The sequence below is a fragment of the Pseudomonas sp. NBRC 111130 genome (assembly GCF_001320485.1).
Lineage (GTDB): Bacteria > Pseudomonadota > Gammaproteobacteria > Pseudomonadales > Pseudomonadaceae > Aquipseudomonas > Aquipseudomonas vlassakiae.
In genome coordinates, this window is the sequence record NZ_BCBG01000010.1 from 1 (window position 1) to 23710 (window position 23710).

Here is a 23710-nt window from a genome sequence, read left to right on the forward strand (position 1 = left end):
ACCTAACTCGTTGAATTTCAAGGAGTTTGTCGTTCCGATGTCGCTGGAAGTGGGGCGCATTATAAGGGGATTCGAAACCCCGTCAAGCTAAATTTCAAGAAAAGCCGATCCCCTATCCCCTTGCACCCAACCCAAGCAATTGCGCACTATATTGCACACCCCCGTACACCTCCCAAGGATAGCCGCGCAGAAATGAACACCCAGCCCCGCAGCCTGGCCGCCACTCTCTTCCCGATCGGCCTGCTGCTGATTGCCATGGCCTCGATCCAGTCCGGCGCCTCATTGGCCAAAAGCATGTTCCCTATCATTGGCGCTCAAGGCACCACCACCCTGCGCCTGATCTTCGCCAGCATCATCATGCTGCTGATCCTGCGGCCATGGCGGGTCCGCCTGACCGCCAACACCCTGCGCAACGTGGTCATCTACGGCATGTCACTGGGCGGCATGAACTTCCTCTTCTATATGTCCCTGCAGACCACACCGCTGGGCATCGCTGTCGCCCTGGAGTTCACCGGCCCCCTGGCAGTAGCGCTGTTTGCCTCGCGGCGTGCGCTGGACTTCGTGTGGATTGCCCTGGCCGTCGCGGGTCTGTTGTTGCTGCTGCCGGTCGGGCACGGTGGTCAGCCGTTGGACCTGCAGGGTGCGGCCTATGCACTGGGCGCGGGTGTGTGCTGGGCACTGTATATTCTGTTTGGCCAACGTGCCGGCGCCGAGCATGGTATCCAGAGTGCGGCCCTCGGCGTGGTGGTCGCAGCGCTGTTTGTCGCGCCTGTCGGCATCGTACATGCCGGTAGTGCGCTGCTCACCCCTGCCGTTATCCCTCTGGCACTGGGTGTCGCCGTGCTTTCGACCGCCCTGCCCTACAGCCTGGAAATGGTCGCCCTGACCCGCATGCCGGCCCGCACCTTCGGCACGCTGATGAGTATCGAACCGGCGATTGGCGCGCTGTCAGGCCTGCTGTTCCTCGGCGAGGTACTCAGCACCACCCAGTGGCTGGCCATTCTTGCGATCATCGCAGCCTCCGTAGGCGCGACATTGTCCATGCGCCGTGAGACAAGTCCTGCAGTTGCAGCAGACTGATTTGAGAAGCATTTTCATTTGAGACAAGATTAATGATTGTCCCCGCTCGCCTCGCTGATTAAGCTGTCACAAAATCATAATCTTTACGCTATCTACTTGAGCGGACACGGAAGCCGAGGAAGGTTCAGGAAGACCGAAGCGATAACGACTGGGCCAGACAGCTGATCGGCCCGTGCATTTAAGGACAGGAATGAAACGTATTTTGCTCATCCTGGCCGTCTTGGCCATGGCCGGATGCGCCGCAACGGCCAAAACTGAGGTCAAAAAGGGGAAGAAAGGCCTGCATATCAATTGCTCTGGCCTGTCTTCGTCATGGGACAAGTGCTACAGCAAAGCGGCCACTTCCTGCAGCGCTCGCGGTTACAAGGTGATCGCCCGCTCCGGAGACACCGACGAGGAGCCCGGGGACTACCTGTTCGGCATCAACCCCGCCGGCTACACCAGCCGCAGCATGATCGTCATCTGTAAATAGAAAAGGGCAGCCTGCGAGCTGCCCTTCTTTATATGTACCGATTGCCAGCATCCGTCAAAGCGGCGCCGTGCGCGCCTTCAGCCAATCCAGCGCAGCACCTTGCAGCAAAGGAGCCAAGCGCTCGTGTACCGTGGCGTGATACTGGTTCAGCCAATCCCGCTCTTGCGTGGTCAGCATTTCGGGAAGCAAGCAGCGCGTATCGATAGGGCACAGCGTCAGCGTCTCGAAGCAGAGGAACTCGCCGAACGCGCTATTGCCCGCCTCGCGGTTCGCCACCAGGTTCTCGATGCGCACACCCCAGGCGCCCGGCCGGTAGGTCCCCGGCTCGATCGAGCTGATCATGCCCACCTGCATTGCCGTCTGAGGCGAGGTTGCCGCCTGGTAGGCAATCACCTGGGGACCTTCGTGCACGTTCATGAAGTAGCCAACACCATGCCCGGTACCGTGCCCATAGTCCACCTGGTCTGCCCAGATCGGCGCCCGTGCAATGGCATCGAGCAACGGTGACAGGATGCCGCGCGGGAAGCTGGCTCGCGACAAGGCAATCATGCCCTTGAGCACGCGCGTGCAGTCCTGCTTTTGCATGACGCTTGGCGTGCCTACCGGAACCATCCGCGTGATGTCGGTGGTGCCCCCCAGATACTGCCCACCGGAATCGATCAGCAGCAGGCCATCACCTTCGATGGTCGCGTGGGATTCCTCGGTAGCGCGGTAATGCGGCATCGCGCCATTGCCGTTGAACGCGGCAATGGTCGAAAAGCTCAGCGAGACGAAACCTGGTCGGCGAGCGCGCGCAGCGCTCAACTGCTCATCGACCGTCAGTTCGGTGATGGCCTCCTGACCCTGATGCGCCTCAAACCAGGCGAAGAATTCGCACAAGGCCGCGCCATCCTGCTCCATGACCTGGCGGATGTGCACCAGCTCTTCTTCACCTTTGCGTGATTTGCTCAGGGTGGTCGGGTTCAGCCCTTCGATCAGCTGAACCTGGGCATCCAGATGCTTCAGCAAGCCGCAAGTCACGCGAGCCGGGTCGACCAGCAGTCGGCTATGCGGGGCCAGTTCAGCCAACGCCTGCGCAACCTTGCTGTAATCGCGCACCTCGATGCCGTCGACCTCAAGTACATGGCGCAAGTGCTCATCAAGCTTTCCGGTGCCGACGAACAGGATCGCCTGGCCCTTGCCAACCAGTGCAAAGGACACGAAGACCGGGTTGTAGGACACATCACTGCCGCGCAGGTTGAACAGCCAGGCGATGTCGTCCAGCGTCGCGATGAAGTGCCAATCAGCGCCCCTTTCCTGCAGCGTTGCCCGCAGTTGGCGAAGCTTCTCGGCCCGGCTGACCGTGGCATAGGGCGGCAGGTGCTGATAGATCGGGTTGGCAGGCAGCGCCGGGCGGCCCTCCCACACCTCGGCGAGCAAGTCCCGATCGGTTGCCAAGTGCGCCTCGCGGGCCTTGAGTCGCTCCTCGAGCTGGCGGGCCGAAGCCAGCGCCATGACTGCACCATCTACGGCTACAGTACCTTTGAGCCGAACATTGTCACCCAGCCATTCCAGCGCACCCGGCTTGCCCGGCAGAAGCTTCATCAAGACGATGCCGCTACCGGCCAGCTCCTTCTCGGCTTGCTCCCAGTAACGGCTGTCGACCCACACCCCCGCGAAGTCTGCGGTCACCACCAATGTACCTACCGAACCGTCAAAGCCCGACAGCCACCGACGCCCTTGCCAATAGCCCGGCAGATACTCGGAGAGGTGTGGGTCGGCCGACGGCACCAACAGGGCATCGACCCCCTCCCGGGCCATGACTGCGCGCACGCGCGCCAAGCGCTCCGGCACACTTTGCTCAATCGTGGTCTGAACGTTCATGCGCACTCCTGCGGTCACATCGTGGTTGTTCCAGGGGGAGAATAATGGAACAGCTGCCACAGTCCCGCAATCGCGGCGGCCGACTCACGGCACGCTATGCCCATCCCGCCACCTGCAGCCGGGCCGGGACCGTCAGTCACATCCAGCTGAACTTACCGATGGCAGTGGCTTCACAACCTGTACATTCACTGCACACAGGCAGATGCCCATGCCCAGTGCCCGCCAGCCGAAGACCGCCGTGGTATTGCTCGACACTCGCGAGCACACCCCGGAACATGAACATGCCGTGCACATGAAACTGGCGGACCGCCTGGCCCGGCTGCTGGGTTGTCATGCCGTACTGCCGGGCGTGCCCGCAAAGGACGACCCGCACTACTATTACCTGCCTACCGAAACCCTGGTCGGCCCTGAGCGTTATGCCGCCATGGGCATTCGCAGCGAGCACGACCTGTTCGGCGGACTGGTCAGCCACCCTTACATGGCTACCAAGGCCATTTCCCACCCGATACCGGCCGATGCCCAATTCCCACCGGGCTGGACCGATGCCTTCGCCCGCCAGGCAAGCGATGCATTACTTCGCGGCTACACCGTTTTCAGCAAGGCCGATGCCCGGCGCGCCACCCAATTGCTGCTGCTTGATGGTCCAGTCCGGGTCAAGCCGGTGCTGGCGAGTGCGGGCCGGGGCCAGCACGTCATCTTCGAGGCGGATCAGCTGGAACCGCTGTTGAGCAACATCGATGAACGGGACCTTGCCCTGTGGGGCCTGGTGCTGGAAGAAGACCTGAGCAGTGTCGAGACCTTCAGTGTCGGTCAGGTCCGCGTCGGCGGCTTGACCTGCAGTTATCACGGCACCCAGCAGCTGACCCGGGACCACCAAGGTACCGAAGTCTACGGCGGCTCCGAACTGGTCGTGGTGCGCGGTGACTACCTGGCCCTGCTGCAACGGCCTCTGGAAGACCACCTGCGCCTGGCAATTACCCAGGCCATGGCCTACGAGCAAGCCGCCGAGCAGCACTTCCCGGGCTTCATCGCATCGCGGCGCAACTACGATATCGCTCGCGGCATTACGGCCGACGGCCATGTGCGCAGCGGCGTGCTCGAACAATCGTGGCGTCTAGGGGGAGCCAGCAGCGCAGAGCTCCTGGCACTGCAGGCATTTGCCGACGACCCGGCACTACAGCAGGTATGCGCCTCAACCCATGAAGTGTTCGGCACGCCAGACTTGCCCGCTGACGCCACCCTCTTCTATCAAGGAAACGACAGTGAACTCGGACAACTCAGCAAATACGCACGGATTCGCCGGCATGAGCATTCAGAGTGAAACCGTGGAACTGCAGGTCGAGGATGACAGCATCGTCGGCACGCTGGTCAGCCCCGGCAGCAAGATGCCCGGCATTCTCTTCGTCCACGGCTGGGGCGGCAGCCAGCAGCGCGACCTGGCACGCGCACGGCACATTACGGGCCTGGGCTGCGTGTGCATGACCTTCGACCTGCGCGGCCACGCGAAAACCGAAAGCCAGCGCCTGACCGTCACGCGCGAGCAGAATCTCCAGGACCTGCTGGCTGCCTACGATCGGCTGGTCAGTCATCCGGCGGTGGACAGCAGCGCGATCGCCATCATTGGCAGCAGCTACGGTGGCTATCTGGCCACCTTGCTGACCTTGCAGCGGCCAGTGAAATGGCTGGCGTTGCGCGTGCCAGCGATGTACTGGGATGACGAATGGAACATGCCCAAACAGGCGCTCGACCGCCAGCGCCTGAACGATTACCGCTTGCGCCTGCTCGGCCCCTCCGACAACCGTGCGCTGGCGGCCTGTGCCGAGTTTTCCGGTGATGTGCTGCTGGTCGAATCGGAGCAGGATGACTACGTGCCCCACGCCACACTGATGAGCTACCGCTCGGCATTCGTCAGCGCTCATTCGCTGACCCATCGCATCGTCGACGGTGCCGATCACGCCCTATCGAGTGAGCAAAGCCAGAAGGCTTATAGCTCGATCCTGGCCGCATGGGTCAGCGAGATGGTGATCGGCGCACGCCTGGACCGCTACCCGCACTACGCACCCTGGTACGCCTGAAGGTCGGCAACCTGGCAATGCAGCCCGCCATCGGCCCCGCGTATCAGGCTGCGCATCGCCTGATACGCGGAAAAGTTGACACCACGCGCCTGATGGCGCCTAAGCAGTTCGAAAAAGGGCTCCTCGGCAAACAACTCCGCCGCTACCACCCAAGCCTGGCGTGATTGCCATTGCAGGTTTTGCAAGACCCGGCTGCCATCGTCACTGGTCTGGATGCTGACGCTTTGCAAACCTTGGCATCGCGCAGCCAACTCCTCGCTGCGCGCAACCAATGCCTCAGCCAGTGCCACCTGGCGGGAAGCGGGCACTTCATATTCGATCATCTGGGTGAACCACAGGGAATGCGTGGTGGCCGTCATCGCGTGTCTCCTTGCTGCGAGCGCTTGATTCGGAATCGCCAGAAGGGTAAAACCTCCAGTTAACTCAAGGTCAAGCGTTTTTTCCCATGCCCAAGCCATCCCCCACTGCCCCGGAAAAGCTGCTCAGCGTCGGCCAGTTGGCCGCGCGTAGCGGCGTGGCAGTGACTGCATTGCATTTCTACGAAACCAAGGGCCTGATCCAGAGCACCCGTAATGCGGGCAACCAAAGGCGCTACCCAAGGGCAATGCTGCGCCGGGTCGCGGTGATCAAGATGGCCCAGCGCCTGGGCATCGCGCTGGCCGAGATTGCCTCGGCGCTGGCCACTCTGCCCAACGACCAAACTCCGACCGCCGAAGACTGGCGGCGCCTATCGGCACGCTGGCGTGAGGATCTGAACCACAGGATCGACGAAATGGTCAGGCTGCGCGACCAGCTCGACGGCTGCATCGGCTGCGGTTGCATGTCGCTGAAGGAATGCCCGCTGCGCAATCGCCAGGATCATCTGGCGGATGAGGGGCCGGGGCCGCATCTACCCTGAGCCAGGCAAGGCCAAGCGCTGCCGATACTCGCTGGGAGTCAGCCCGGTAATGCGTTGGAACACCTTGCGAAACGCCCCCGGGTCCTGATAACCGACCCCCCAGGCAATCTGCTCGACCGTGCGCCGGGTGAACTCCAGCATTCGGCAGGCACGCCCCACCCTTACTTGCTGGCAGTACTCGGTAGGCTTGAGGCCGGTGGCCGCACGAAAGCGCCGGAGGAATGTGCGCACCTCTAGCCCGGCACAAGTGGCCATGCCGGCGAGGTCGGCGTCTTGCGCACCCGCTGCCTGCAACCAGTGCTGAACTTTCAGCACCGCCTCGTCGCCATGGTCCAGGCGCGGGCTGAACAGCGCCCCCGGCAATGGCCTGCTGACCGGCTCGACGGACAGGTAGCGCGCCGTCTCCCAGGCCACCGACGCGCCGAGATAGCGCTCCAGCAGGCGCAACCCCAGTTCGGTCCATGCCATCAGGCCAGCAGAAGTGATGATGTCGCCGTCATCCAGCAGCGGCAGATTGGCCTCCACATGGACCTTGGGGTAACGCTCGGCAAGGGTTTGCGCGTAATTCCAGTGAGAACTGGCTGCCCGCCCATCGAGCAGGCCACTGGCGGCAATGAAGAACACGCCGATACACACTGACGCCATCACCGTGCCTTGGCCATGCCATTGGCACAACGGCTGCCGGTGACGTTCGAGCAGATCCGGGGGCGGGGTCGCCTCCAGGCTCGGCGGGATGATCAACACACGCAGCGGCTGGCTCGCCGCGCCAAGGCCGTCCTCAATGCGCTGCAACAGCCCTGCCTCATCGAGCTGCCAGTGGCTGACCCGGATCTGCGGCAGCCCGACGGCGCCCAGCTCGGCGACCATGCGATTGGCCACGCTGAACACGTCGCTCAGGCCGTGCAACGCCGCGCGCTGCGCGCCCGGGTAGTGCAGCAGGCCGATCTCCAGGTTGCCGGGGCTGTCAGTTTTTGCCGCCATTGTGTCGATCGCGCCAATCCTCAAGTCGATGCCCACAGCCTATAACTATCGTCATCCAACTACTACTGCCACAGGAGGCAGCATGAGCAAGCAGGCCCTGATCATCATCGACATCCAGAACGACTATTTCCCCGGCGGCAAATGGACCCTCGAGGGGGCCGACCAGGCAGCTGACAACGCCGCACGCCTGCTCGCTGCAGCGCGCGCCAAGGGCGATCTGGTGGTGCATGTGAAGCATGAGTTCGAAAGCGCCGATGCGCCCTTCTTCGCGCCAGGCTCCGAGGGCGCAGCCATCCACGACAAGGTGGCCCCTGCAGCGGGCGAGCCGGTCGTGCTCAAGCACAAGGTCAACGCGTTCCTCGGGACCGATCTCAAGCAGACGCTGGACCGGCATCAGGTCAAGGCTGTGACCATCGTCGGCAGCATGAGCCACATGTGCATCGATGCCGCCTCCCGCGCCGCCGCCGACTTCGGCTTCGACGTCACCGTGGCCCACGATGCCTGCGCCACCTTGCCGCTGGAGTTCGAGGGCAAGCAGGTACCGGCCACCCATGTGCACGACTCGGCCATGGCGGCGTTGGCGTTCGCCTATGCCAAGGTGGTGAAGACCGACGAATTGCTCAACGATTGACCTTCAAAGGCATCAGATCACCACGTTACGCACAAAGCGCACGGGCACTGTCCCATCATTGCGATAGGCATAGCGGCAGTTGCTGGGAAATACATGGAACTGCCCGACCTGCAGGCAGTGCTCGGCGCCCTCGATAATAAGCGTCAACTGGCCTTCGGCCACATAGATCTGCTCACTCCAGCCCTCGGCATCAGCTTCGCTGGTGTAGTACTCGCCAGACGCGAGGGTCCATTCCCAGATTTCCACTTCGCGCCGGGCACTGCTGCTGGCCAGCAGCACGGCCTTGCTCTGCGGGTGCTTGCCCGTCCAGGCCAGTTCGTCGATGCGGCTGGGGTCGCGCTGACCGGGGGCCTGGATCAGGGTGCTGAAGGCGACACCCAGGGCTTCGGCAATCAGGTCGAGGGTCGTCAGGCTGACATTCTTCTCGCCCGCCTCGATCGCCACGAGCATTCGCCGGCTGACCCCGGAACGTTCGGCCAGGGCGCTCTGGCTCAGCCCGGTCGCATTGCGCAGGCTGCGGACATTAAGGCTGACATGCTGCAGCACCGAGGCACGGTGCGTCGAATCTTTGTGCACTATATTGCTCACTGGTAGGGATTTGCGCAGTATACTGCCCACTTTGCGGCGATTGTGCGCCGCTCCCTCCGAGTGCGCAAGACCATGAGCCGACCGACCAGCAGCCCACAAACCGCAGTCTCTTTTCGCCTGAGCAAGGCCGAAATGGTGCTGGTGTTCATCACCATGCTGTGGGGCGGTACCTTCCTGCTGGTGCACAACGTCATGACCGTGAGCGGCCCGATGTTCTTCGTCGGCCTGCGCTTCGCCGCAGCGGCGCTGTTTGTCGGCCTGGCATCGGCGCGTGCATTGCCCGGCCTGACCTTCACCGAATTGAAAGCCGGCGTGCTGATCGGCGTCTCCATCATGCTGGGCTACGGCCTGCAGACCATGGGCTTGCAAACCATCAGCAGCAGCCAGTCGGCCTTCATCACCGCGCTTTATGTGCCGTTCGTGCCATTGCTCCAGTGGCTGGTGCTGGGCCGCCGTCCAGGGCTGATGCCGAGCATCGGCATCTGCCTGGCGTTCGTCGGCCTGATGCTGCTGGCCGGCCCCGAAGGCGGCGCGCTGCACTTCAGCGAAGGTGAAGTGGTGACCCTGGTGAGCGCCGTGGCCATCGCCGCCGAGATCATCCTGATCAGCCGCTTCGCCGGCCAGGTCGATGTGCGCCGGGTCACCGTGGTGCAGTTGGCGACCGCTTCGCTGCTGGCGTTCCTGATGATCGTGCCTACCCAGGAGCGTCTGCCCGACTTTTCCTGGTTGCTGTTGCTCAGCGCGTTGGGCCTTGGCGCCATGAGCGCGGTGATCCAGGTGGCGATGAACTGGGCACAGAAGTCGGTTTCACCCACCCGCGCCACGCTGATCTACGCGGGCGAGCCGGTGTGGGCCGGCATCGTTGGGCGCATCGCTGGCGAGCGCTTGCCAGGCATCGCACTGATCGGCGGGTTGCTGATCGTCATTGCCGTGGTGGTGAGCGAACTGAAGATCCGGCGCAGCCGGGAAGGCAGCGATGCCCTCGAGGCACCAGCCGCGCGCGAAACTGAAGCCGGCCTGTGAAGCGCCCGGCAGCGTCTATGCTTTGTAAAAAACTGTTATAAAAAAACAGCTTGTCACAGCGCTTTTGTAGGATTCTGCGACAGCTTGCGTGTTGGTGATCAACGGCCCGGCACGTATGATCCTTGCAAACCTTTCCAGAATAGAACGCTATGTCATTGATAGTGCTACTGCTTCTGCCGTTCCTGGGCAGTTGCCTGGCAGCTGCGCTGCCGCACAACGCACGTAACGCAGAGTCCATCCTGGCTGGGCTCGTGGCCCTGGTCGGCACCGTCCAGGTAGCACTGCTGTACCCTCAGGTTGTCGATGGCGGGGTTATTCGCGAAGAACTGCTGTGGCTGCCCAGCCTGGGGCTGAACCTGGTCCTGCGCATGGACGGTTTCGCCTGGCTGTTCTCATTGCTGGTACTGGGTATCGGCGCGCTGGTGTCGCTGTATGCCCGGTACTACATGTCGCCGCAAGACCCGGTGCCACGCTTCTTCGCCTTTTTCCTGGCATTCATGGGTGCCATGCTCGGCCTGGTAATCTCCGGCAACCTGATCCAGCTGGTGTTCTTCTGGGAACTGACCAGCCTGTTCTCGTTCCTGCTGATCGGTTACTGGCATCACCGCGCCGACGCCCGCCGCGGCGCCTACATGGCCTTGATGGTCACCGGGGCCGGTGGCCTATGCCTGCTGGTCGGGGCCCTGCTGCTCGGCCATGTGGTCGGCAGCTACGACCTGGACAAGGTCCTGGCTGCCGGCGAAACCATACGCCAGCACGCCCTGTACCCGGTGTTGCTGCCCCTTGTCCTGATCGGCGCATTGAGCAAGAGTGCGCAATTCCCCTTCCAGTTCTGGCTGCCCCATGCCATGGCAGCACCCACTCCGGTTTCCGCCTACCTGCACTCGGCGACCATGGTCAAGGCCGGCGTGTTCCTGCTGGCACGCCTCTGGCCAGTGCTGTCGGGCACCGAAGAATGGTTCTGGATAGTGGGCGGCGCGGGTGCCATTACCCTGCTGCTGGGCGCCTTCGCCGCAATGTTCCAGAACGACCTCAAGGGCCTGCTGGCCTATTCGACCATCAGCCACCTGGGCCTGATCACGCTGCTGCTGGGCCTCAACAGTCCGCTGGCAGCGGTCGCCGCCGTGTTCCACATTCTCAATCACGCTACCTTCAAGGCCTCGTTGTTCATGGCCGCCGGCATCATCGACCATGAAAGCGGCACCCGTGACATCCGCCGCCTGAGCGGCCTGGTCCGCCTGGTGCCCTATACCGCGACCCTGGCCATGGTGGCCAGCGCCTCGATGGCCGGCGTGCCGCTGATGAACGGCTTCCTGTCCAAGGAAATGTTCTTCGCCGAAACCGTGTTCATCAGCTCAACCGCGTGGGTCGAAGCAATGCTGCCGGTGATCGCCACCCTCGCCGGGACCTTCAGCGTCGCCTATGCCCTGCGCTTCACTGTCGATGTATTTTTCGGGCCTACGGCAGAAGACCTGCCACACACGCCGCACGAACCACCTCGCTGGATGCGCGCACCGGTCGAACTGCTGGTCCTCACCTGCCTGGTAGTGGGCATATTCCCGGCCCAGTCGGTCGGCCCGCTGCTGGCCGCCGCTGCACTGCCGGTGGTGGGTGGCACGCTGCCAGAATACAGCCTGGCCATCTGGCACGGCTGGAATGCCCCGCTGATCATGAGCCTGATGGCCATGTGCGGCGGTATCGTGCTCTACCTGCTGTTGCGCAACCAGCTGCGTCTCGGGCGCTTCCCGTATCCACCGCTGATCGAGCGCCTCAACGGCAAGCGCCTGTTCGAGCACGGTCAGGTCCGGCTGATGCTGCTGGCACGGCGCATCGAGCGGTTGCTGACCAGCCGCCGCCTGCAGTCGCAACTGTTCATGCTGGTACTGGCCGCCTTCATCGCCGGCCTCTCGCCGATGCTGTACAGCGGCCTGAGCTGGGGTGACCGGCCGAAGATCCCGGGCTCCGGGGTGTTCGTCGCATTGTGGCTGATCGCTATCGCCTGTGCCATCGGGGCTGCCTATCAGGCCAAGTACCATCGCTTGGCCGCGCTGATCATGGTCGGTGTCTGCGGCCTGATGACCTGCATCACCTTCGTCTGGTTCTCCGCCCCTGATCTGGCCCTGACCCAACTCGTGGTCGAAGTGGTCACCACGGTACTGATCCTGCTTGGCCTGCGCTGGTTGCCACGGCGCATCGAAGGTGTGTCGCCGCTACCTGGCAGCCTCGACCGTGCCCGTGCCCGCCGCCTGCGCGACCTGCTGCTGGCGATACTGGTCGGCGGCGGCATGGCCGTGTTGTCCTACTCCATGCTGACCCGGCCGACACCCAACGACATCTCTTCGTTCTACCTCAGCCGCGCCCTGCCACAAGGCGGTGGCACCAATGTGGTCAACGTGATGCTGGTGGATTTCCGCGGCTTCGACACCCTCGGCGAGATCACCGTACTGGTGGCCGTGGCGCTGACTGTGTTCGCCCTGCTGCGGCGCTTCCGCCCGCCGAAAGAGAGCATGCAGTTACCCGCGCAGCAGCGTCAGCTGGCGCCGGACGTGGTCACCGACCTGATCAACCCGCGGCATGCCACCGACACCGCTCTGGGGTTCATGATGGTGCCGGCGGTGCTTGTGCGCCTGCTGCTGCCGATCGCCCTGCTGGTATCGATGTACCTGTTCATGCGTGGCCATAACCAGCCGGGCGGCGGTTTCGTCGCTGGCCTGGTGATGTCGGTGGCGTTCATCCTTCAGTACATGGTGGCCGGCACCCAGTGGGTCGAGGCGCAAATGAGCCTGCGGCCGCTGCGCTGGATGGGCACCGGGCTACTCTGTGCAACCCTGACCGGGGCTGGCGCCATGCTGCTCGGCTATCCGTTCCTCACCACCCATACCGCCCACCTGCACCTGCCCCTGCTCGGCGATGTGCACGTGGCCAGCGCGCTGTTCTTCGACATCGGCGTGTTCACCGTGGTGGTCGGCTCGACGCTGCTGATCCTCACCGCCCTCGCGCACCAGTCGGTGCGCGCCTACCGCCCGGGCAGCCCATCGAAGCCCAGCCAAGCAGGAGCCGCCTGATGGAAGAAGTCATCGCAGTCGCCATCGGTGTACTGGCCGCCTCGGGGGTGTGGTTGATCCTGCGCCCTCGGACCTACCAGGTGATCATGGGCCTGTGCCTGCTGTCGTATGGGGTCAACCTGTTCATCTTCAGCATGGGCAGCCTGTTCATCGGCAAGGAGCCGATCATCAAGGAAGGCGTGACTCAGGACCTGCTGCACTACACCGATCCGCTGCCACAGGCGCTGGTGCTCACGGCCATTGTCATCAGCTTTGCCATGACCGCGCTGTTCCTGGTAGTGCTGCTGGCATCGCGTGGCCTGACCGGCACCGACCATGTGGATGGCCGGGAGCGTGACGAATGAGTGGCATGAGTCAACTGATCGTCGCCCCTATCCTGCTACCGCTGCTGACTGCCGCAGTGATGCTGCTGCTTGGCGAAAAGCATCGGCGGATCAAGGCGCGCCTGAACCTGCTGTCCACTTTCACCGGCCTGGCCATCGCCGTGAGCCTGCTGCTATGGGTACGCACCCAGGGGCAGGCCGAATCGATCGGCGTCTACCTCCCAGGCAACTGGCCCGCGCCCTTTGGCATCGTGCTGGTGGTGGATCATCTTTGCGCACTGCTGCTGACCCTGACGGGTGTCATCGGCATCAGCGCCCTGCTGTTCGCCCGCGCCCGCTGGGATGGTGCCGGCGCCAGCTTCCACGCGTTGTTCCAGATTCAGCTGATGGGCCTGTATGGCGCCTTCCTCACCGCCGACCTGTTCAATCTGTTCGTGTTCTTCGAAGTCTTGCTGGCCGCCTCCTACGGCCTGCTACTGCATGGCTCGGGCCGTGCCCGGGTGCGTGCCGGGCTGCATTACATAGCCATAAACCTGTTCGCCTCATCGCTGTTCCTCGTCGGGGCGGCGATGCTGTATGGCGTCACCGGCACCCTCAACATGGCCGACCTCGCCCTGAAGATCCCTCTGGTGCCGGAAGCCGACCGTGGCCTGTTGCATGCAGGTGCAGCGATCCTGGCCATGGCCTTCCTGGCCAAGGCCGGCATCTGGCCGCTGAATTTCTGGCTGGTGCCCGCCTACGCCTCGGCCAGTGCGCCAGTCGCAGCGCTGTTTGCGATCATGACCAAGGTCGGCCTGTACGCCGTACTGCGCCTGTGGACCCTGCTGTTCTCCGGGCAGGCAGGGGCCTCGGCGCACTTTGGCGGGCAATGGCTGATCTACGGCGGCCTGGCGACCCTCGCCGTGGCAGCGGTGTCGATACTGGCCGCACAGCGCCTGGAGCGCATGGCCGCACTGAGCATCCTGGTTTCCGCCGGCACCTTGCTCGGCGCGGTCGGTTTCGCCCAGCCGGCGCTTACCGGCGCCGCGCTGTTCTATCTGGTCAACTCGACCCTGGCGCTGTGCGCGCTGTTCCTGCTGGCCGAACTGGTCGAGCGCTCGCGCTCGGCCAACGAAGCGCCACTGGATGAAGAAGAAGATGCCATGCCTTCACCGCTCGAGTCGCTGCACCCACCCAAGGGCATCAACCTCGACGACGAGCAGAAAGTGGTCATCGGCCAGATCATCCCCTGGACCATGGCCTTCCTTGGCCTGAGCTTCATCGCCTGCGCCCTGCTGATCATCGGCATGCCGCCGCTATCCGGGTTCGTTGCCAAGCTCAACCTGATCAGCGCGCTGTTCAATCCACAAGGCCTGGGCATGCCCGCCGAACAACCGCTATCGGTGGCAGGCTGGGGGCTGGTGGCCTTGCTCATTCTCTCGGGCATGGCCTCGCTGATCGCCTTTGGTCGGGTCGGCATCCAGCGTTTCTGGAAGCCCGAAGAGCGCCCATCGCCCGTACTGCGCCGCTACGAGTGCCTGCCGATCGTGATCCTGCTCGGCCTGTGCATCATCCTCAGTTTCAGGGCCGAACCGCTGCTGCGCTATACCCAGGACACGGCGGCCAGCCTGCAGGCACCGCAAGCCTACATCGAAGCGGTGATGGCGGCCCGGCCCATTCCCGGCCCGACCACACTCGACGTACAGGTGCAGCCATGAGCCGACTGTTCCCCGCACCTCTGCTGTCCATGGCCTTGTTCGTGCTGTGGCTGCTGTTGAACCTGTCGGTCAGTCCCGGCAACCTGTTGCTGGGCGCAACGCTTGGCGTGCTGGCCCCGCTGCTGATGGCACCGTTGCGCCCGCAGTACGCGCATGTGCGCAAACCCTGGGTGGTGGCAAAGCTGATTGGCCGGGTCGGCATCGATGTCATCCACTCTAACCTGCTGGTGGCCATCGGCGTGCTGCGCGCCGGGCAACGCCCACCTCGCTCGGCATTCGTGCACATCCCACTGGACCTGCGCGACGCCCACGGCCTCGCAGCACTGTCGATGATCACCACGGTCGTACCCGGCACCGTATGGTCGGAGCTGGCCCTGGACCGCAGCGTACTGCTGCTGCATGTGTTCGACCTCGACGACGAAGCCGGCTTCATCGAGCACTTCAAGCTCACCTACGAACGCCCGCTGATGGAGATTTTCGAATGACAGGCCTGCTCGCCAACGCAGTCCTCGCCAGCCTGTTCATCTTCGCCCTGGCCATGGGCCTGGCGTTGGTCCGGCTGTTCCGCGGCCCCTCCGCACAGGACCGGGTGCTGGCACTGGACTACCTGTACATCCTGGGCATGCTGACGATGCTGGTGCTGGGGATCCGCTATGCCAGTGACACCTATTTCGAAGGTGCACTGCTGATTGCCCTGTTCGGCTTTGTCGGGTCGTTCGCCTTGGCCAAGTTCCTGTTGCGTGGTGAGGTGATCGAATGACTGAAACCCTTGAACTGCCGTTCTGGCTTGAGCTGGTGACTGCCGCCCTGCTGCTGATCGGCAGCCTCTTCGCGCTGATCGGCGCCATTGGCCTGCTGCGCCTGAAAGACTACTTCCAGCGCATGCACCCACCGGCCCTGGCATCGACCATCGGCGCCTGGTGCGTGGCCCTGGCATCGATCATCTACTTTTCCTGGCTCAAGGATAGCCCGGTGCTCCACGCCTGGCTGATTCCGATCCTGCTGTCGATCACCGTGCCGGTCACTACCCTGTTGCTGGCCAGGGCGGCGCTGTTCCGCAAACGCATGGCGAACGAAGCCGTACCGGAAGAAGTCAGCAGCGGCCGGGATCGCGGCAACTGAAGCGGCTGTGCTCAGCCTTGGGTCAGGCGCTGCAACTCGCGCCGTACCATGGCGGCATAAGGCGCAGGGCTCAGCTGATACAACTGGGCCGCCACCCAGGTCAGCCAGCCCAAGCCCATCGCCTCTCGTTGCGCCAGCAGGCGCCGGGCCTCGGCCATGGCTTGCGCCTGGTATTGCCGATGAAACTCGGCACGCGTTCCTGGCGCTTCGTCACCTTCGTTCATTCACTGGCCTTGAAGGTGGTCAGCTCGCCTTTGCGCCACTTCGCGACCTTGCCGGTCACCGCCTTGAGCAGCTTGCCCAGCCCTTCCTGAACCTGTTGTTGCGCGGCGAACACCAGCATCACACCGTGGCCCTCGCGGAATACGATGCCCTCACCTTCCGGCACCGAAACAAATGCGTAGTCGCCTACACCGTAGACATTCAGCTTGATGTCGCGAAAGCGCATTTCCAGCTTGCCGCCTTCGCGGCTAGGCAACACTGCGGCACGAAAGTGATCGCCGACCTTCAGTTCCAGGCGTTGCTTGTCATCGACTACCAAGGCGCTCTCGGTATCGATCTCGGCCATGTAAAGGCCTTCGGGGTTCTGTTCGGTGACATAGATGAAACGGCCCTGAAACAGCTTGGCCAATTTGCCGCGCAAATCGCCCAGGGCAAACAAGGCGTGGGTATCCAGTGTACTGACTGCCAATGAAGTAATCCTCAAACCGGTGACATCCGCCCTCACTCGGAGTCGGTGAGGCGCGGCCATTTCAATTCGATAGGCGAAAAGAATAATAAAGTGATGCGCGAAACGTCTGTGCCTGCTGGCGATGTAGCTCGCAGGAAACTTTACTCCGGCTTGCCAGACGTGGCCTCAAAACGGGCTTTCGGCATATTCCCTGTCAGGGAAGCGTAATGTCTGACAACAAACCCGCCAGAAAAGATGCAATAGATAACTGCAAGCCCCTTGGCACAACGGGCTCAGCTATCCAATCAACGCATTACCGGGGAATGAATATGCACGAAAACACCGAAATCCGTCGAGAGGTAAAGAGCATTTCTTACCACGCATACGTCAGCAACAGGCCACGCTACGTCGTCATACCCGCAGGTATCGAATTCTTCCACGTGACCGAAAGTGCCACTGGCAGGGTCAAGGGTTTTCGCCGCCTGCACCGCGATGCCTGCGCACTGGCCCGCAGCCTGGAAGCCTGAATGACCTCAGGCGGCGTGGCCATCCTGCATGATCTGCAACCAGGCGGCTTGGCATTCCATGGCCTCGCGACGGGTGGCGAACGCGGTACCACGGCGCTCGCCATTGACCAGGACCACCCAACACACCCGCTTGCCTCGTGCCTGCAAACCTGCTGGCACACCTGAACCGATCATCACGGCGACATCGACTCGGCTGTTCATCATTTCCTCCGGCACTTTGATAGCACCCTAACGATGAGGTCATGATACGCCCGCCGACTGCCCTGAAACAGCACATCCCGGTACAGCAGTGTTACGTTCCGAGCAACAAAACCCGCAAGCGCCTTCGACGCAAAAAACGCAAAAAGCCCCAGGGATTACTCCATGGGGCTGGCGCAAGGCGGCCGGTCAGACCTGACGCTGGTGGCGGTCGAGCTGCTCGTGGCGCTCCTGGGCTTCGATGCAATACTTGGTGGTCGGGCTGATGAGCAGGCGCTTCAGGCCAATCGGCTCACCGCTATCATCACACCAGCCGAAGCTTTCGTCGGCGATGCGGTCCAGCGCCATTTCCAGCTGCGGCAGCAAGCGCTGATCGCGGTCGATGGCGTTCACCAGCCAGCTGCGCTCTTCCTCGACCGATGCCACGTCGGCAGGGTCCGACGGGGTGTCCAGGCCTTCGATGGTGGCACGGCTCAGCTCGATGCGCTCATGGGTTTCGACTTTCATCGCCTGCAGCAGGCCAGCAAAGAAAGCCAGCTGGTCAGCGTTCATGTAGTCATCGGCCGACATGGCCAGCAACTGTTCCTTGGTCATCGAATTCTCTATGAAAAAATGTGCATTTGGGCGATTCGGGTGCCGCCGACGCCTTCACATCGGCAGCGGAATTCTTCAAGCGCCAACCGGCACTCTTTTACAGGGGGCGGCAGTCTAAGGCGCCAAGCCGTCATGAGCAACAGCAATCAGGGGAGAAACGCCCGAAATGGCTTGGAATCCGCCCGCTGGCACCCTTGCCCGACATAAATACGAACGCGCCACGGTATCCCGAGGGACGCCGTGGCGACATGAAGCTCAACCTTGCAGCAGGACGATGCCCCGCCTCAGTCAACGGTCTTTGAACTGTGCCTCGCGTTTGGCGATGAAAGCCGCCATCCCTTCTTTCTGGTCTTCGGTGGCAAACGCAGCATGGAACACTCGACGTTCGAAGCGCACGCCTTCACTGAGGGTGACCTCGAAAGCTCGGTTGACGCTTTCCTTGACCATCATGCTGACCGGCACCGATTTGCTGGCGATGGTCGCTGCCACCTTCAATGCCTCGTCCACCAACTCGGCCTGCGGCACGATACGCGCCACCAAGCCGGCACGCTCGGCTTCCTCAGCCCCCATCAGGCGGCCGGTCAGGCACAGTTCCATGGCCTTGGCCTTGCCCACGGCCCGGGTCAGGCGCTGGGTGCCACCCATGCCTGGCAGCACGCCGAGGTTGATTTCCGGCTGGCCGAACTTGGCGTTGTCGGCTGCCAGGATGAAGTCACACATCATCGCCAGCTCACAGCCACCGCCCAAGGCAAACCCCGACACGGCAGCGATGATCGGCTTGCGACGGTTGGCGATGCGGTCCGAATCGCTGAACAGGTCCTCGACGTAAATCTGCGGATACTGCAGCTCGGCCATTTCCTTGATGTCGGCGCCAGCGGCAAAGGCCTTGGCGGAACCTGTCAGCACCACGCAGCCGATGTTCGGGTCGCGCTCGAGCTGGTCCAGGGCCTGGTTGATCTCGCTGACGATCTGCGCGTTGAGTGCGTTCAGCGCCTGCGGGCGGTTGAGGGTGATCAGGCCGACTTTGCCGTGGATGTCCAACAGGATGGTTTCGAATGCCATGCAGTCTGCTCCTTCAAAGATTACGCGCAATGACCATGCGCTGAATGTCGCTGGTGCCTTCGTAGATCTGGCAGACCCGAACGTCGCGGTAAATCCGCTCCAGCGGGAAGTCACTCAGATAGCCATATCCGCCCAGGGTCTGCAAGGCATCCGAACAGACCTTTTCGGCCATTTCCGAGGCGAAAAGCTTGGCCATCGACGCTTCCACCAGCGCCGGGCGCCCGGCATCGCGCAGTGCGGCGGCATGCAGCACCATCTGCCGGGCCACGGCAATCCTGGTCGCCATGTCGGCCAGGCGGAAGGCCACCGCCTGGTGTTCGATCAGCGGTTTGCCGAAGCTCTGTCGCTCATTGGCGTAGTCGCGTGCCACTTCGAAGGCCGCACGGGCCATGCCCACTGCCTGCGAAGCGATACCGATACGGCCACCTTCGAGGTTGGCCAGCGCGATCCTGTAGCCCTCGCCTTCGGCGCCCAGGCGGTTGGCCACCGGCACGCGCACGTTGTCGAAGACGATCTGGCAGGTGTCGGAGGCGTGCTGGCCGAGCTTGTCTTCGACCCTCGCCACCTGGTAGCCCGGCGAATCGGTAGGCACGATGAAGGCACTGATGCCGCGCTTGCCGGCATCCGGATCGGTCACGGCGAAGACGATCACGACACCGGCATTCTGCCCCGAGGTAATGAACTGCTTGCTGCCGTTGAGCACATAGTGCTCCCCCTCAAGCCTTGCCCGGGCCTTCAGGCTGCTGGCGTCGGAACCGGCTTGCGGTTCGGTCAGGGCGAAAGCGCCGAGCATCGAACCCATGGCCAGGGGCCTGAGGAACTGCTCCTTCTGCTGTTCGTTGCCAAAGCGCAGGATCGGCACGCAACCCACCGAGTTGTGCACGCTCATGATGGTCGAGCAAGCGCCATCACCCGCAGCGATCTCTTCCAGCGCCATGGCATACGCCACGTAACCGGTGTCACTGCCGCCCCACTGCTCCGGCACCAGCATGCCGAACAGACCGAGCCCGGCCATTTCCTCGATGGCCTCTTTCGGGAAACGGTGTTCCTTGTCCCATTGCTCGGCGAACGGCTTGAGGCGCTCCTGGGCAAAGGCGCGTACCGCATCGGCGATCTGTTGTTGCTCGTCAGTTACCAGCATGATTCACCTCAGTACAGGCATTCGACGGCCATGGCCGTGGCCTCGCCACCGCCGATGCAGATGGCCGCCACGCCGCGACGCAGGTTGTTCTGGCGCAAGGCCGACAGCAGGGTCACCAGGATGCGCGCGCCCGAAGCACCGATCGGATGGCCCAGGGCGCAGGCGCCGCCGTGGATGTTGACCTTGTCGTGCGCCAGGTCGAGGTGCTTCATGGCCGCCAGGGTAACCACGGCGAATGCTTCGTTGATCTCGAACAGGTCGACATCAGCAAGGTTCCAGCCCGTGCGCTTCATCAGCTTGTCGATGGCACCGATCGGCGCTGTCGGGAACAGCGCGGGAGTATCGGCGAAGGCAGCATGGCCGTGGATCACCGCCAGCGGCTTGAGGCCCCGCTTTTCAGCTTCGCAGCGGCGCATCAGCACCAGGGCTGCGGCACCGTCGGAGATGGAACTGGAGTTGGCGGCAGTCACCGTGCCACCCTCGCGGAAGGCCGGCTTGAGCTGCGCAATCTTGTCCAGGCGCGCCTTGGGCGGCTGCTCGTCGTCCTTGATGACGCGTTTTTCTTTGCCCTCGGTGACCTCCACCGGCACGATCTCGGCGGCGAAACGGCCGTTCTCGATCGCATCCTGGGCGCGGGTCAGCGAGGCGATGGCGAACTGGTCCTGCGCTTCGCGGCTGAAGGCGTTGGCCTGGGCGCAATCCTCGGCGAAGGTGCCCATTAGACGCCCCTTGTCGTAGGCGTCCTCCAGGCCATCCATGAACATATGGTCGATGATCTTGCCGTGGCCCATGCGGTAGCCGCCACGGGCCTTGTCCAGCAGGTAAGGCGCGTTGGTCATGCTTTCCATGCCGCCGGCCACTACCACGTCGGCAGAACCTGCCAGCAGCAGGTCATGGGCCATGATCGCCGCCTGCATGCCCGAGCCGCACATCTTGTTCAGGGTGGTGCAGGTGGTGTGCTTGTCCAGCCCGGCACCAAGTGCCGCCTGGCGGGCCGGGGCCTGGCCGAGGCCTGCGGGCAACACGCAGCCGAACAGCACCTGCTCGACACTGGCGGCATCGATCCCGGCACGCTCGACGGCAGCACGGATAGCGGCGCTGCCCAGCTGTGGCGCGGTCAGGCTCTTGAGGTCGCCCTGCAGGCCGCCCATGGGCGTGCGCACGGCGCTGACGATAACGATCGGGTCATTGGCGAGGGTCATGATCGGTCTCCTTACTTGGCAGCCATGCGCAGTGCGCCGTCGAGGCGGATCACCTCGCCGTTGAGCATGCTGTTCTCGATAATGTGGCAGGCCAGAGCGGCATATTCCTGTGGACGGCCCAGGCGCGGCGGAAACGGCACGCCAGCCGCCAGCGAGGCACGTACTTCTTCGGTCATGCCAGCCATCATCGGCGTTTCGAAGATGCCGGGGGCGATGGTCATCACACGGATACCGAAGCGCGCCAGTTCGCGGGCCGCCGGCAAGGTCAGGCTGGCGATGGCACCCTTGGAGGCGGCATAGGCAGCCTGGCCAATCTGGCCATCATAGGCGGCGATGGACGCGGTGTTGATGATCACCCCGCGCTCACCGCTGTCGTCCGCCTGGCCTTCGGCCATGGCCGCTGCCGCCAGCCGCAGCAGGTTGAAGCTGCCGATCAGGTTGACATTGATGACCTTGGTGAAGCTGGCCAGCCCGTGCGGCCCCTGCTTGCCCAACACCTTCTCGGCACCGACGATGCCGGCACAGTTGACCAGGCCGTGGAGGCTGCCAAAGGCACTGACAGCAGCCTCGACCGCCGTCTGCGCGGCCTGTTCGTCGCTGATGTCAGCCACCGCGAAGCGGGCGTTGTCACCCAGTTCACGGGCCTTGGCCTCGACAGCCTGGGCATTGAGGTCAACCAGCATGACCTTGGCACCGGCCTCGATCAGCATCTGCGCGGTGGCAGCGCCCAGCCCGGAGGCACCGCCGCTGACGATGAAGTGTTTGTTGGCTATCTGCATGATCTCGTTCCTTAGCAGGCGCTGACAGGGGTGGCCTGTTGCGCATGTTGTCTGGCCACTTCCTGATTGCGCAGGATGAAGCGTTGCAGCTTGCCGCTCGGGGTCTTGGGCAGCTCGCTGACGAATTCGATTTCTCGGGGGTAGGCATGTGCGTAGAGGCGCTGACGCACGTGCTGACGCAGGGTTTCTTCCAGCTCGGCGCAGCCCTGGTAACCGCTGGCCAACACGACGAAGGCCTTGATCAGCTCGGTGCGCTCGGGGTCCGGCTTGCCGATCACCGCAGCTTCGATCACCGCCGGGTGTTCGATCAGGGCGCTTTCGACGTCGAAAGGCCCCACGCGGTAACCGGACGTGGTGATCACATCATCACTACGGCCGACAAAGCTGATACTGCCGTCCGGATTGAGTTCGACGGTGTCACCACTGAGGTAGTACTTGCCGACGAAGGCCTTGGTCGGCACGCCGTGGTAGCCGCCAAACCAGCACAGCGGCGATTGCTCGCGGTCCACCGCCAGGATGCCCGGCTGGCCAGCCGGCAATTCGTTGCCCTGCTCGCCCAGTACGACAATACGGTGACCGGGGATGGCGAAGCCGGCCGACCCCGGGTGCACAGGGTGCTGCAGGCCATGATGGTTGCACAGCACCATACCCAGTTCGGTCTGGCCGTAATGGTCGTGGATGGTGACCCCCAGTTCGTCGGCGAACCAGCGGATCACTTCCGGGTTGAGCGGCTCGCCAGCGCTGCTGACAACGCGCAGACGGCCTTTGACCGGTGTCGAGAAGTCTTTGCCAGCGGCGATCAGCAAACGGTACGCCGTGGGTGAACCGGCCAGATTGGTGATACCCAGCTTGTCGATTACCCGCGCGCAACTGTCGACGCTGAACGGGCCATCATAGAAGGTGGTGGCGTGGCCCAGGGCCAAGGGCCCGGTGACCGCGTAGTACAGACCGTAAGCCCAGCCCGGATCGGCCAGGTTCCAGAAGTGATCGCCAGGGCGCAAGTCAACGGCATCGCGCATGTAGCCCTGGAAGGCGACGATGGCACGCAGCGGCACTTCCAACGGTTTGGCCGGGCCGGTGGTGCCAGAGGTGAACATCAGCAGGAACGGGTCGTCCCCACAGCGCATCACCGGTTCGCACACTTCGTCTGCTGCCTCCAGACACTGCCGAAAATCCAGTTCGCCACTGCGGGCCTCGACAGTGATGATCGTCGGGCAACCGTGCACTTCATCGAGCTTGGGGCGGTTTTGGGCGTCGGTGACCACCACACGAGCATGAGACTGTTCCAGACGATGCTCGATGGCCTTGGGGCCAAAGGCGGTGAACAACGGCTGGTATACCGCACCCAGGCGCCAAGTGGCGAGGATCGTCACCAGCAGTTCGGCGGTGCGCGGCATCAGGCCGGCGACCCGATCTCCAGAGCCCACGCCCTGCGCCTTGAGCACATTGGCGAAGCGGGCAGCCTGGCTCTTGAGCTGGTCAAAGCTGTAACGGGCTCCGTTGCCATCACGGTCTTCGTAGACCAGCGCCAGTTTACCGCCACCGGTATGGCGGTCACAGCATTCGACACAGGCATTGAGGGCAGCGAGATCGCCATGCAGCGCAGCAGCAGAGGCCTGGGCATGGTCGAAGGCACGAGCGGCCTCAGCGTAATCGCGCATCGTCGGACTCCTGGATTGTTGTTTTTGGAGTTGAACCATCGGTCCGAAGATGTTCGCG

At 63.2% G+C, this 23710-nt stretch carries 27 protein-coding genes; 14 read left to right on the forward strand and 13 right to left on the reverse strand.

Annotated features, from left to right (window positions below; genetic code table 11):
* Positions 1-192: 192 nt before the first annotated feature.
* Positions 193-1080 carry a threonine/homoserine exporter RhtA gene (gene rhtA, locus APH33_RS04415; RefSeq protein WP_054883984.1) on the forward strand — a complete coding sequence of 296 codons (888 nt, stop codon included), beginning with the start codon at positions 193-195 and terminating at the stop codon, positions 1078-1080.
* Positions 1081-1270: 190 nt separating this feature from the next.
* A complete protein-coding gene (locus APH33_RS04420; RefSeq protein WP_054883985.1) occupies positions 1271-1552 on the forward strand; it encodes a hypothetical protein in 282 nt (93 codons plus the stop codon).
* Positions 1553-1606: 54 nt separating this feature from the next.
* Here APH33_RS04420 and APH33_RS04425 read toward each other — a convergent pair whose 3' ends face one another.
* The gene (locus APH33_RS04425; protein WP_054883986.1) at positions 1607-3415 is read right to left on the reverse strand and encodes an aminopeptidase P family protein; all 1809 of its coding nucleotides are present in this window, start codon (positions 3413-3415) and stop codon (positions 1607-1609) included.
* Positions 3416-3617: 202 nt separating this feature from the next.
* On the opposite strand from APH33_RS04425, the gene APH33_RS04430 reads away from it, so the two are divergent.
* Positions 3618-4736: a DUF3182 family protein gene (locus tag APH33_RS04430; RefSeq protein ID WP_054883987.1), complete on the forward strand. Its 1119-nt coding sequence runs from the start codon at positions 3618-3620 to the stop codon at positions 4734-4736.
* On the forward strand, positions 4720-5490 hold the full coding sequence (locus APH33_RS04435) for a S9 family peptidase (RefSeq protein ID WP_054883988.1): 771 nt from the start codon (positions 4720-4722) through the stop codon (positions 5488-5490). Before APH33_RS04430 ends, APH33_RS04435 begins: the two co-directional genes overlap by 17 nt.
* Here APH33_RS04435 and APH33_RS04440 read toward each other — a convergent pair.
* A complete protein-coding gene (locus tag APH33_RS04440) occupies positions 5469-5849 on the reverse strand; it encodes a hypothetical protein (RefSeq protein WP_054883989.1) in 381 nt (126 codons plus the stop codon). The two genes, APH33_RS04435 and APH33_RS04440, sit on opposite strands and share 22 nt — an antisense overlap.
* A gap of 86 nt (positions 5850-5935) precedes the next feature.
* On the opposite strand from APH33_RS04440, the gene soxR reads away from it, so the two are divergent.
* On the forward strand, positions 5936-6388 hold the full coding sequence (gene soxR, locus APH33_RS04445) for a redox-sensitive transcriptional activator SoxR (protein ID WP_054883990.1): 453 nt from the start codon (positions 5936-5938) through the stop codon (positions 6386-6388).
* On the opposite strand, the gene APH33_RS04450 is transcribed toward soxR, so the two are convergent.
* Positions 6380-7369, reverse strand: coding sequence for a GlxA family transcriptional regulator (locus APH33_RS04450; protein WP_054883991.1), 990 nt, complete (start codon positions 7367-7369; stop codon positions 6380-6382). The two genes, soxR and APH33_RS04450, sit on opposite strands and share 9 nt — an antisense overlap.
* 82 nt (positions 7370-7451) lie before the next feature.
* On the opposite strand from APH33_RS04450, the gene APH33_RS04455 reads away from it, so the two are divergent.
* Positions 7452-8000: a cysteine hydrolase family protein gene (locus tag APH33_RS04455; protein ID WP_054883992.1), complete on the forward strand. Its 549-nt coding sequence runs from the start codon at positions 7452-7454 to the stop codon at positions 7998-8000.
* Between the two features lie 12 nt (positions 8001-8012).
* On the opposite strand, the gene APH33_RS04460 is transcribed toward APH33_RS04455, so the two are convergent.
* The gene (locus APH33_RS04460) at positions 8013-8576 is read right to left on the reverse strand and encodes a helix-turn-helix domain-containing protein (protein ID WP_054883993.1); all 564 of its coding nucleotides are present in this window, start codon (positions 8574-8576) and stop codon (positions 8013-8015) included.
* Between the two features lie 84 nt (positions 8577-8660).
* On the opposite strand from APH33_RS04460, the gene APH33_RS04465 reads away from it, so the two are divergent.
* The 7 genes from APH33_RS04465 to APH33_RS04495 all read left to right on the forward strand — a co-directional run bounded on the left by APH33_RS04465 (position 8661) and on the right by APH33_RS04495 (position 15818).
* A complete protein-coding gene (locus APH33_RS04465) occupies positions 8661-9611 on the forward strand; it encodes a DMT family transporter (protein WP_054883994.1) in 951 nt (316 codons plus the stop codon).
* A 149-nt stretch (positions 9612-9760) separates the two neighbouring features.
* On the forward strand, positions 9761-12676 hold the full coding sequence (locus tag APH33_RS04470) for a monovalent cation/H+ antiporter subunit A (RefSeq protein ID WP_054883995.1): 2916 nt from the start codon (positions 9761-9763) through the stop codon (positions 12674-12676).
* Positions 12676-13020 carry a Na+/H+ antiporter subunit C gene (locus tag APH33_RS04475; RefSeq protein WP_012315281.1) on the forward strand — a complete coding sequence of 115 codons (345 nt, stop codon included), beginning with the start codon at positions 12676-12678 and terminating at the stop codon, positions 13018-13020. The genes APH33_RS04470 and APH33_RS04475 overlap by 1 nt, the downstream gene beginning before the upstream one ends.
* A complete protein-coding gene (locus APH33_RS04480; RefSeq protein ID WP_054883996.1) occupies positions 13017-14696 on the forward strand; it encodes a monovalent cation/H+ antiporter subunit D in 1680 nt (559 codons plus the stop codon). The genes APH33_RS04475 and APH33_RS04480 overlap by 4 nt, the downstream gene beginning before the upstream one ends.
* Positions 14693-15181 (forward strand): Na+/H+ antiporter subunit E, encoded by a 489-nt coding sequence (locus APH33_RS04485; RefSeq protein WP_054883997.1) that lies wholly within the window; start codon positions 14693-14695, stop codon positions 15179-15181. The genes APH33_RS04480 and APH33_RS04485 overlap by 4 nt, the downstream gene beginning before the upstream one ends.
* Positions 15178-15456 (forward strand): K+/H+ antiporter subunit F, encoded by a 279-nt coding sequence (locus tag APH33_RS04490; protein ID WP_054883998.1) that lies wholly within the window; start codon positions 15178-15180, stop codon positions 15454-15456. Before APH33_RS04485 ends, APH33_RS04490 begins: the two co-directional genes overlap by 4 nt.
* Positions 15453-15818 carry a Na+/H+ antiporter subunit G gene (locus APH33_RS04495; protein ID WP_054883999.1) on the forward strand — a complete coding sequence of 122 codons (366 nt, stop codon included), beginning with the start codon at positions 15453-15455 and terminating at the stop codon, positions 15816-15818. The genes APH33_RS04490 and APH33_RS04495 overlap by 4 nt, the downstream gene beginning before the upstream one ends.
* Positions 15819-15829: 11 nt before the next feature.
* Here the strand turns inward: APH33_RS04495 and APH33_RS04500 are convergent, their stop codons facing one another.
* Both APH33_RS04500 and APH33_RS04505 read right to left on the reverse strand, forming a co-directional pair.
* Positions 15830-16042, reverse strand: a complete 213-nt coding sequence (locus tag APH33_RS04500; protein WP_054884000.1) for a hypothetical protein — start codon at positions 16040-16042, stop codon at positions 15830-15832.
* Entirely contained in the window at positions 16039-16509 is a 471-nt protein-coding gene (locus APH33_RS04505; RefSeq protein WP_054884001.1) for a hypothetical protein, read from the reverse strand. Before APH33_RS04505 ends, APH33_RS04500 begins: the two co-directional genes overlap by 4 nt.
* A 308-nt stretch (positions 16510-16817) precedes the next feature.
* Here APH33_RS04505 and APH33_RS04510 point away from each other — a divergent pair, with 308 nt between their 5' ends.
* Positions 16818-17015, forward strand: coding sequence for a hypothetical protein (locus APH33_RS04510; protein WP_082433444.1), 198 nt, complete (start codon positions 16818-16820; stop codon positions 17013-17015).
* A 6-nt stretch (positions 17016-17021) separates the two neighbouring features.
* Here APH33_RS04510 and APH33_RS04515 read toward each other — a convergent pair whose 3' ends face one another.
* The 7 genes from APH33_RS04515 to APH33_RS04545 all read right to left on the reverse strand — a co-directional run bounded on the left by APH33_RS04515 (position 17022) and on the right by APH33_RS04545 (position 23652).
* A complete protein-coding gene (locus APH33_RS04515; RefSeq protein ID WP_054884003.1) occupies positions 17022-17216 on the reverse strand; it encodes a hypothetical protein in 195 nt (64 codons plus the stop codon).
* Between the two features lie 186 nt (positions 17217-17402).
* Positions 17403-17807 (reverse strand): TraR/DksA C4-type zinc finger protein, encoded by a 405-nt coding sequence (locus tag APH33_RS04520; RefSeq protein ID WP_003259022.1) that lies wholly within the window; start codon positions 17805-17807, stop codon positions 17403-17405.
* 288 nt (positions 17808-18095) lie between these two features.
* A complete protein-coding gene (locus APH33_RS04525) occupies positions 18096-18869 on the reverse strand; it encodes an enoyl-CoA hydratase (protein ID WP_054884004.1) in 774 nt (257 codons plus the stop codon).
* A gap of 13 nt (positions 18870-18882) precedes the next feature.
* Positions 18883-20010: an acyl-CoA dehydrogenase gene (locus APH33_RS04530; protein WP_054884005.1), complete on the reverse strand. Its 1128-nt coding sequence runs from the start codon at positions 20008-20010 to the stop codon at positions 18883-18885.
* An 8-nt stretch (positions 20011-20018) separates the two neighbouring features.
* Positions 20019-21212: an acetyl-CoA C-acyltransferase gene (locus APH33_RS04535; protein WP_054884006.1), complete on the reverse strand. Its 1194-nt coding sequence runs from the start codon at positions 21210-21212 to the stop codon at positions 20019-20021.
* A gap of 11 nt (positions 21213-21223) precedes the next feature.
* A complete protein-coding gene (locus APH33_RS04540) occupies positions 21224-21991 on the reverse strand; it encodes an SDR family NAD(P)-dependent oxidoreductase (RefSeq protein ID WP_054884007.1) in 768 nt (255 codons plus the stop codon).
* Between the two features lie 11 nt (positions 21992-22002).
* Complete coding sequence (locus APH33_RS04545; protein WP_054884008.1) at positions 22003-23652, reverse strand: AMP-binding protein; 1650 nt, start codon at positions 23650-23652, stop codon at positions 22003-22005.
* Between the last annotated feature and the right edge of the window lie 58 nt (positions 23653-23710).

What these genes read in the sequence shown, in the direction of transcription:
- APH33_RS04490 (WP_054883998.1), top strand. Translation starts at nt 15,178, where the DNA reads ATGACAGGCCTGCTCGCCAACGCAGTCCTCGCCAGCCTGTTCATCTTC.
- APH33_RS04530 (WP_054884005.1), bottom strand. Translation starts at nt 20,010, where the DNA reads ATGCTGGTAACTGACGAGCAACAACAGATCGCCGATGCGGTACGCGCC.
- APH33_RS04435 (WP_054883988.1), top strand. Translation starts at nt 4,720, where the DNA reads ATGAGCATTCAGAGTGAAACCGTGGAACTGCAGGTCGAGGATGACAGC.
- APH33_RS04535 (WP_054884006.1), bottom strand. Translation starts at nt 21,212, where the DNA reads ATGACCCTCGCCAATGACCCGATCGTTATCGTCAGCGCCGTGCGCACG.
- APH33_RS04525 (WP_054884004.1), bottom strand. Translation starts at nt 18,869, where the DNA reads ATGGCATTCGAAACCATCCTGTTGGACATCCACGGCAAAGTCGGCCTG.
- APH33_RS04450 (WP_054883991.1), bottom strand. Translation starts at nt 7,369, where the DNA reads ATGGCGGCAAAAACTGACAGCCCCGGCAACCTGGAGATCGGCCTGCTG.
- APH33_RS04420 (WP_054883985.1), top strand. Translation starts at nt 1,271, where the DNA reads ATGAAACGTATTTTGCTCATCCTGGCCGTCTTGGCCATGGCCGGATGC.
- APH33_RS04485 (WP_054883997.1), top strand. Translation starts at nt 14,693, where the DNA reads ATGAGCCGACTGTTCCCCGCACCTCTGCTGTCCATGGCCTTGTTCGTG.
- APH33_RS04425 (WP_054883986.1), bottom strand. Translation starts at nt 3,415, where the DNA reads ATGAACGTTCAGACCACGATTGAGCAAAGTGTGCCGGAGCGCTTGGCG.
- APH33_RS04500 (WP_054884000.1), bottom strand. Translation starts at nt 16,042, where the DNA reads ATGAACGAAGGTGACGAAGCGCCAGGAACGCGTGCCGAGTTTCATCGG.
- APH33_RS04515 (WP_054884003.1), bottom strand. Translation starts at nt 17,216, where the DNA reads ATGAACAGCCGAGTCGATGTCGCCGTGATGATCGGTTCAGGTGTGCCA.
- APH33_RS04495 (WP_054883999.1), top strand. Translation starts at nt 15,453, where the DNA reads ATGACTGAAACCCTTGAACTGCCGTTCTGGCTTGAGCTGGTGACTGCC.
- APH33_RS04540 (WP_054884007.1), bottom strand. Translation starts at nt 21,991, where the DNA reads ATGCAGATAGCCAACAAACACTTCATCGTCAGCGGCGGTGCCTCCGGG.
- APH33_RS04510 (WP_082433444.1), top strand. Translation starts at nt 16,818, where the DNA reads ATGCACGAAAACACCGAAATCCGTCGAGAGGTAAAGAGCATTTCTTAC.
- APH33_RS04480 (WP_054883996.1), top strand. Translation starts at nt 13,017, where the DNA reads ATGAGTGGCATGAGTCAACTGATCGTCGCCCCTATCCTGCTACCGCTG.
- APH33_RS04440 (WP_054883989.1), bottom strand. Translation starts at nt 5,849, where the DNA reads ATGACGGCCACCACGCATTCCCTGTGGTTCACCCAGATGATCGAATAT.
- soxR (WP_054883990.1), top strand. Translation starts at nt 5,936, where the DNA reads ATGCCCAAGCCATCCCCCACTGCCCCGGAAAAGCTGCTCAGCGTCGGC.
- APH33_RS04545 (WP_054884008.1), bottom strand. Translation starts at nt 23,652, where the DNA reads ATGCGCGATTACGCTGAGGCCGCTCGTGCCTTCGACCATGCCCAGGCC.
- APH33_RS04465 (WP_054883994.1), top strand. Translation starts at nt 8,661, where the DNA reads ATGAGCCGACCGACCAGCAGCCCACAAACCGCAGTCTCTTTTCGCCTG.
- APH33_RS04455 (WP_054883992.1), top strand. Translation starts at nt 7,452, where the DNA reads ATGAGCAAGCAGGCCCTGATCATCATCGACATCCAGAACGACTATTTC.
- rhtA (WP_054883984.1), top strand. Translation starts at nt 193, where the DNA reads ATGAACACCCAGCCCCGCAGCCTGGCCGCCACTCTCTTCCCGATCGGC.
- APH33_RS04475 (WP_012315281.1), top strand. Translation starts at nt 12,676, where the DNA reads ATGGAAGAAGTCATCGCAGTCGCCATCGGTGTACTGGCCGCCTCGGGG.
- APH33_RS04520 (WP_003259022.1), bottom strand. Translation starts at nt 17,807, where the DNA reads ATGACCAAGGAACAGTTGCTGGCCATGTCGGCCGATGACTACATGAAC.
- APH33_RS04470 (WP_054883995.1), top strand. Translation starts at nt 9,761, where the DNA reads ATGTCATTGATAGTGCTACTGCTTCTGCCGTTCCTGGGCAGTTGCCTG.
- APH33_RS04430 (WP_054883987.1), top strand. Translation starts at nt 3,618, where the DNA reads ATGCCCATGCCCAGTGCCCGCCAGCCGAAGACCGCCGTGGTATTGCTC.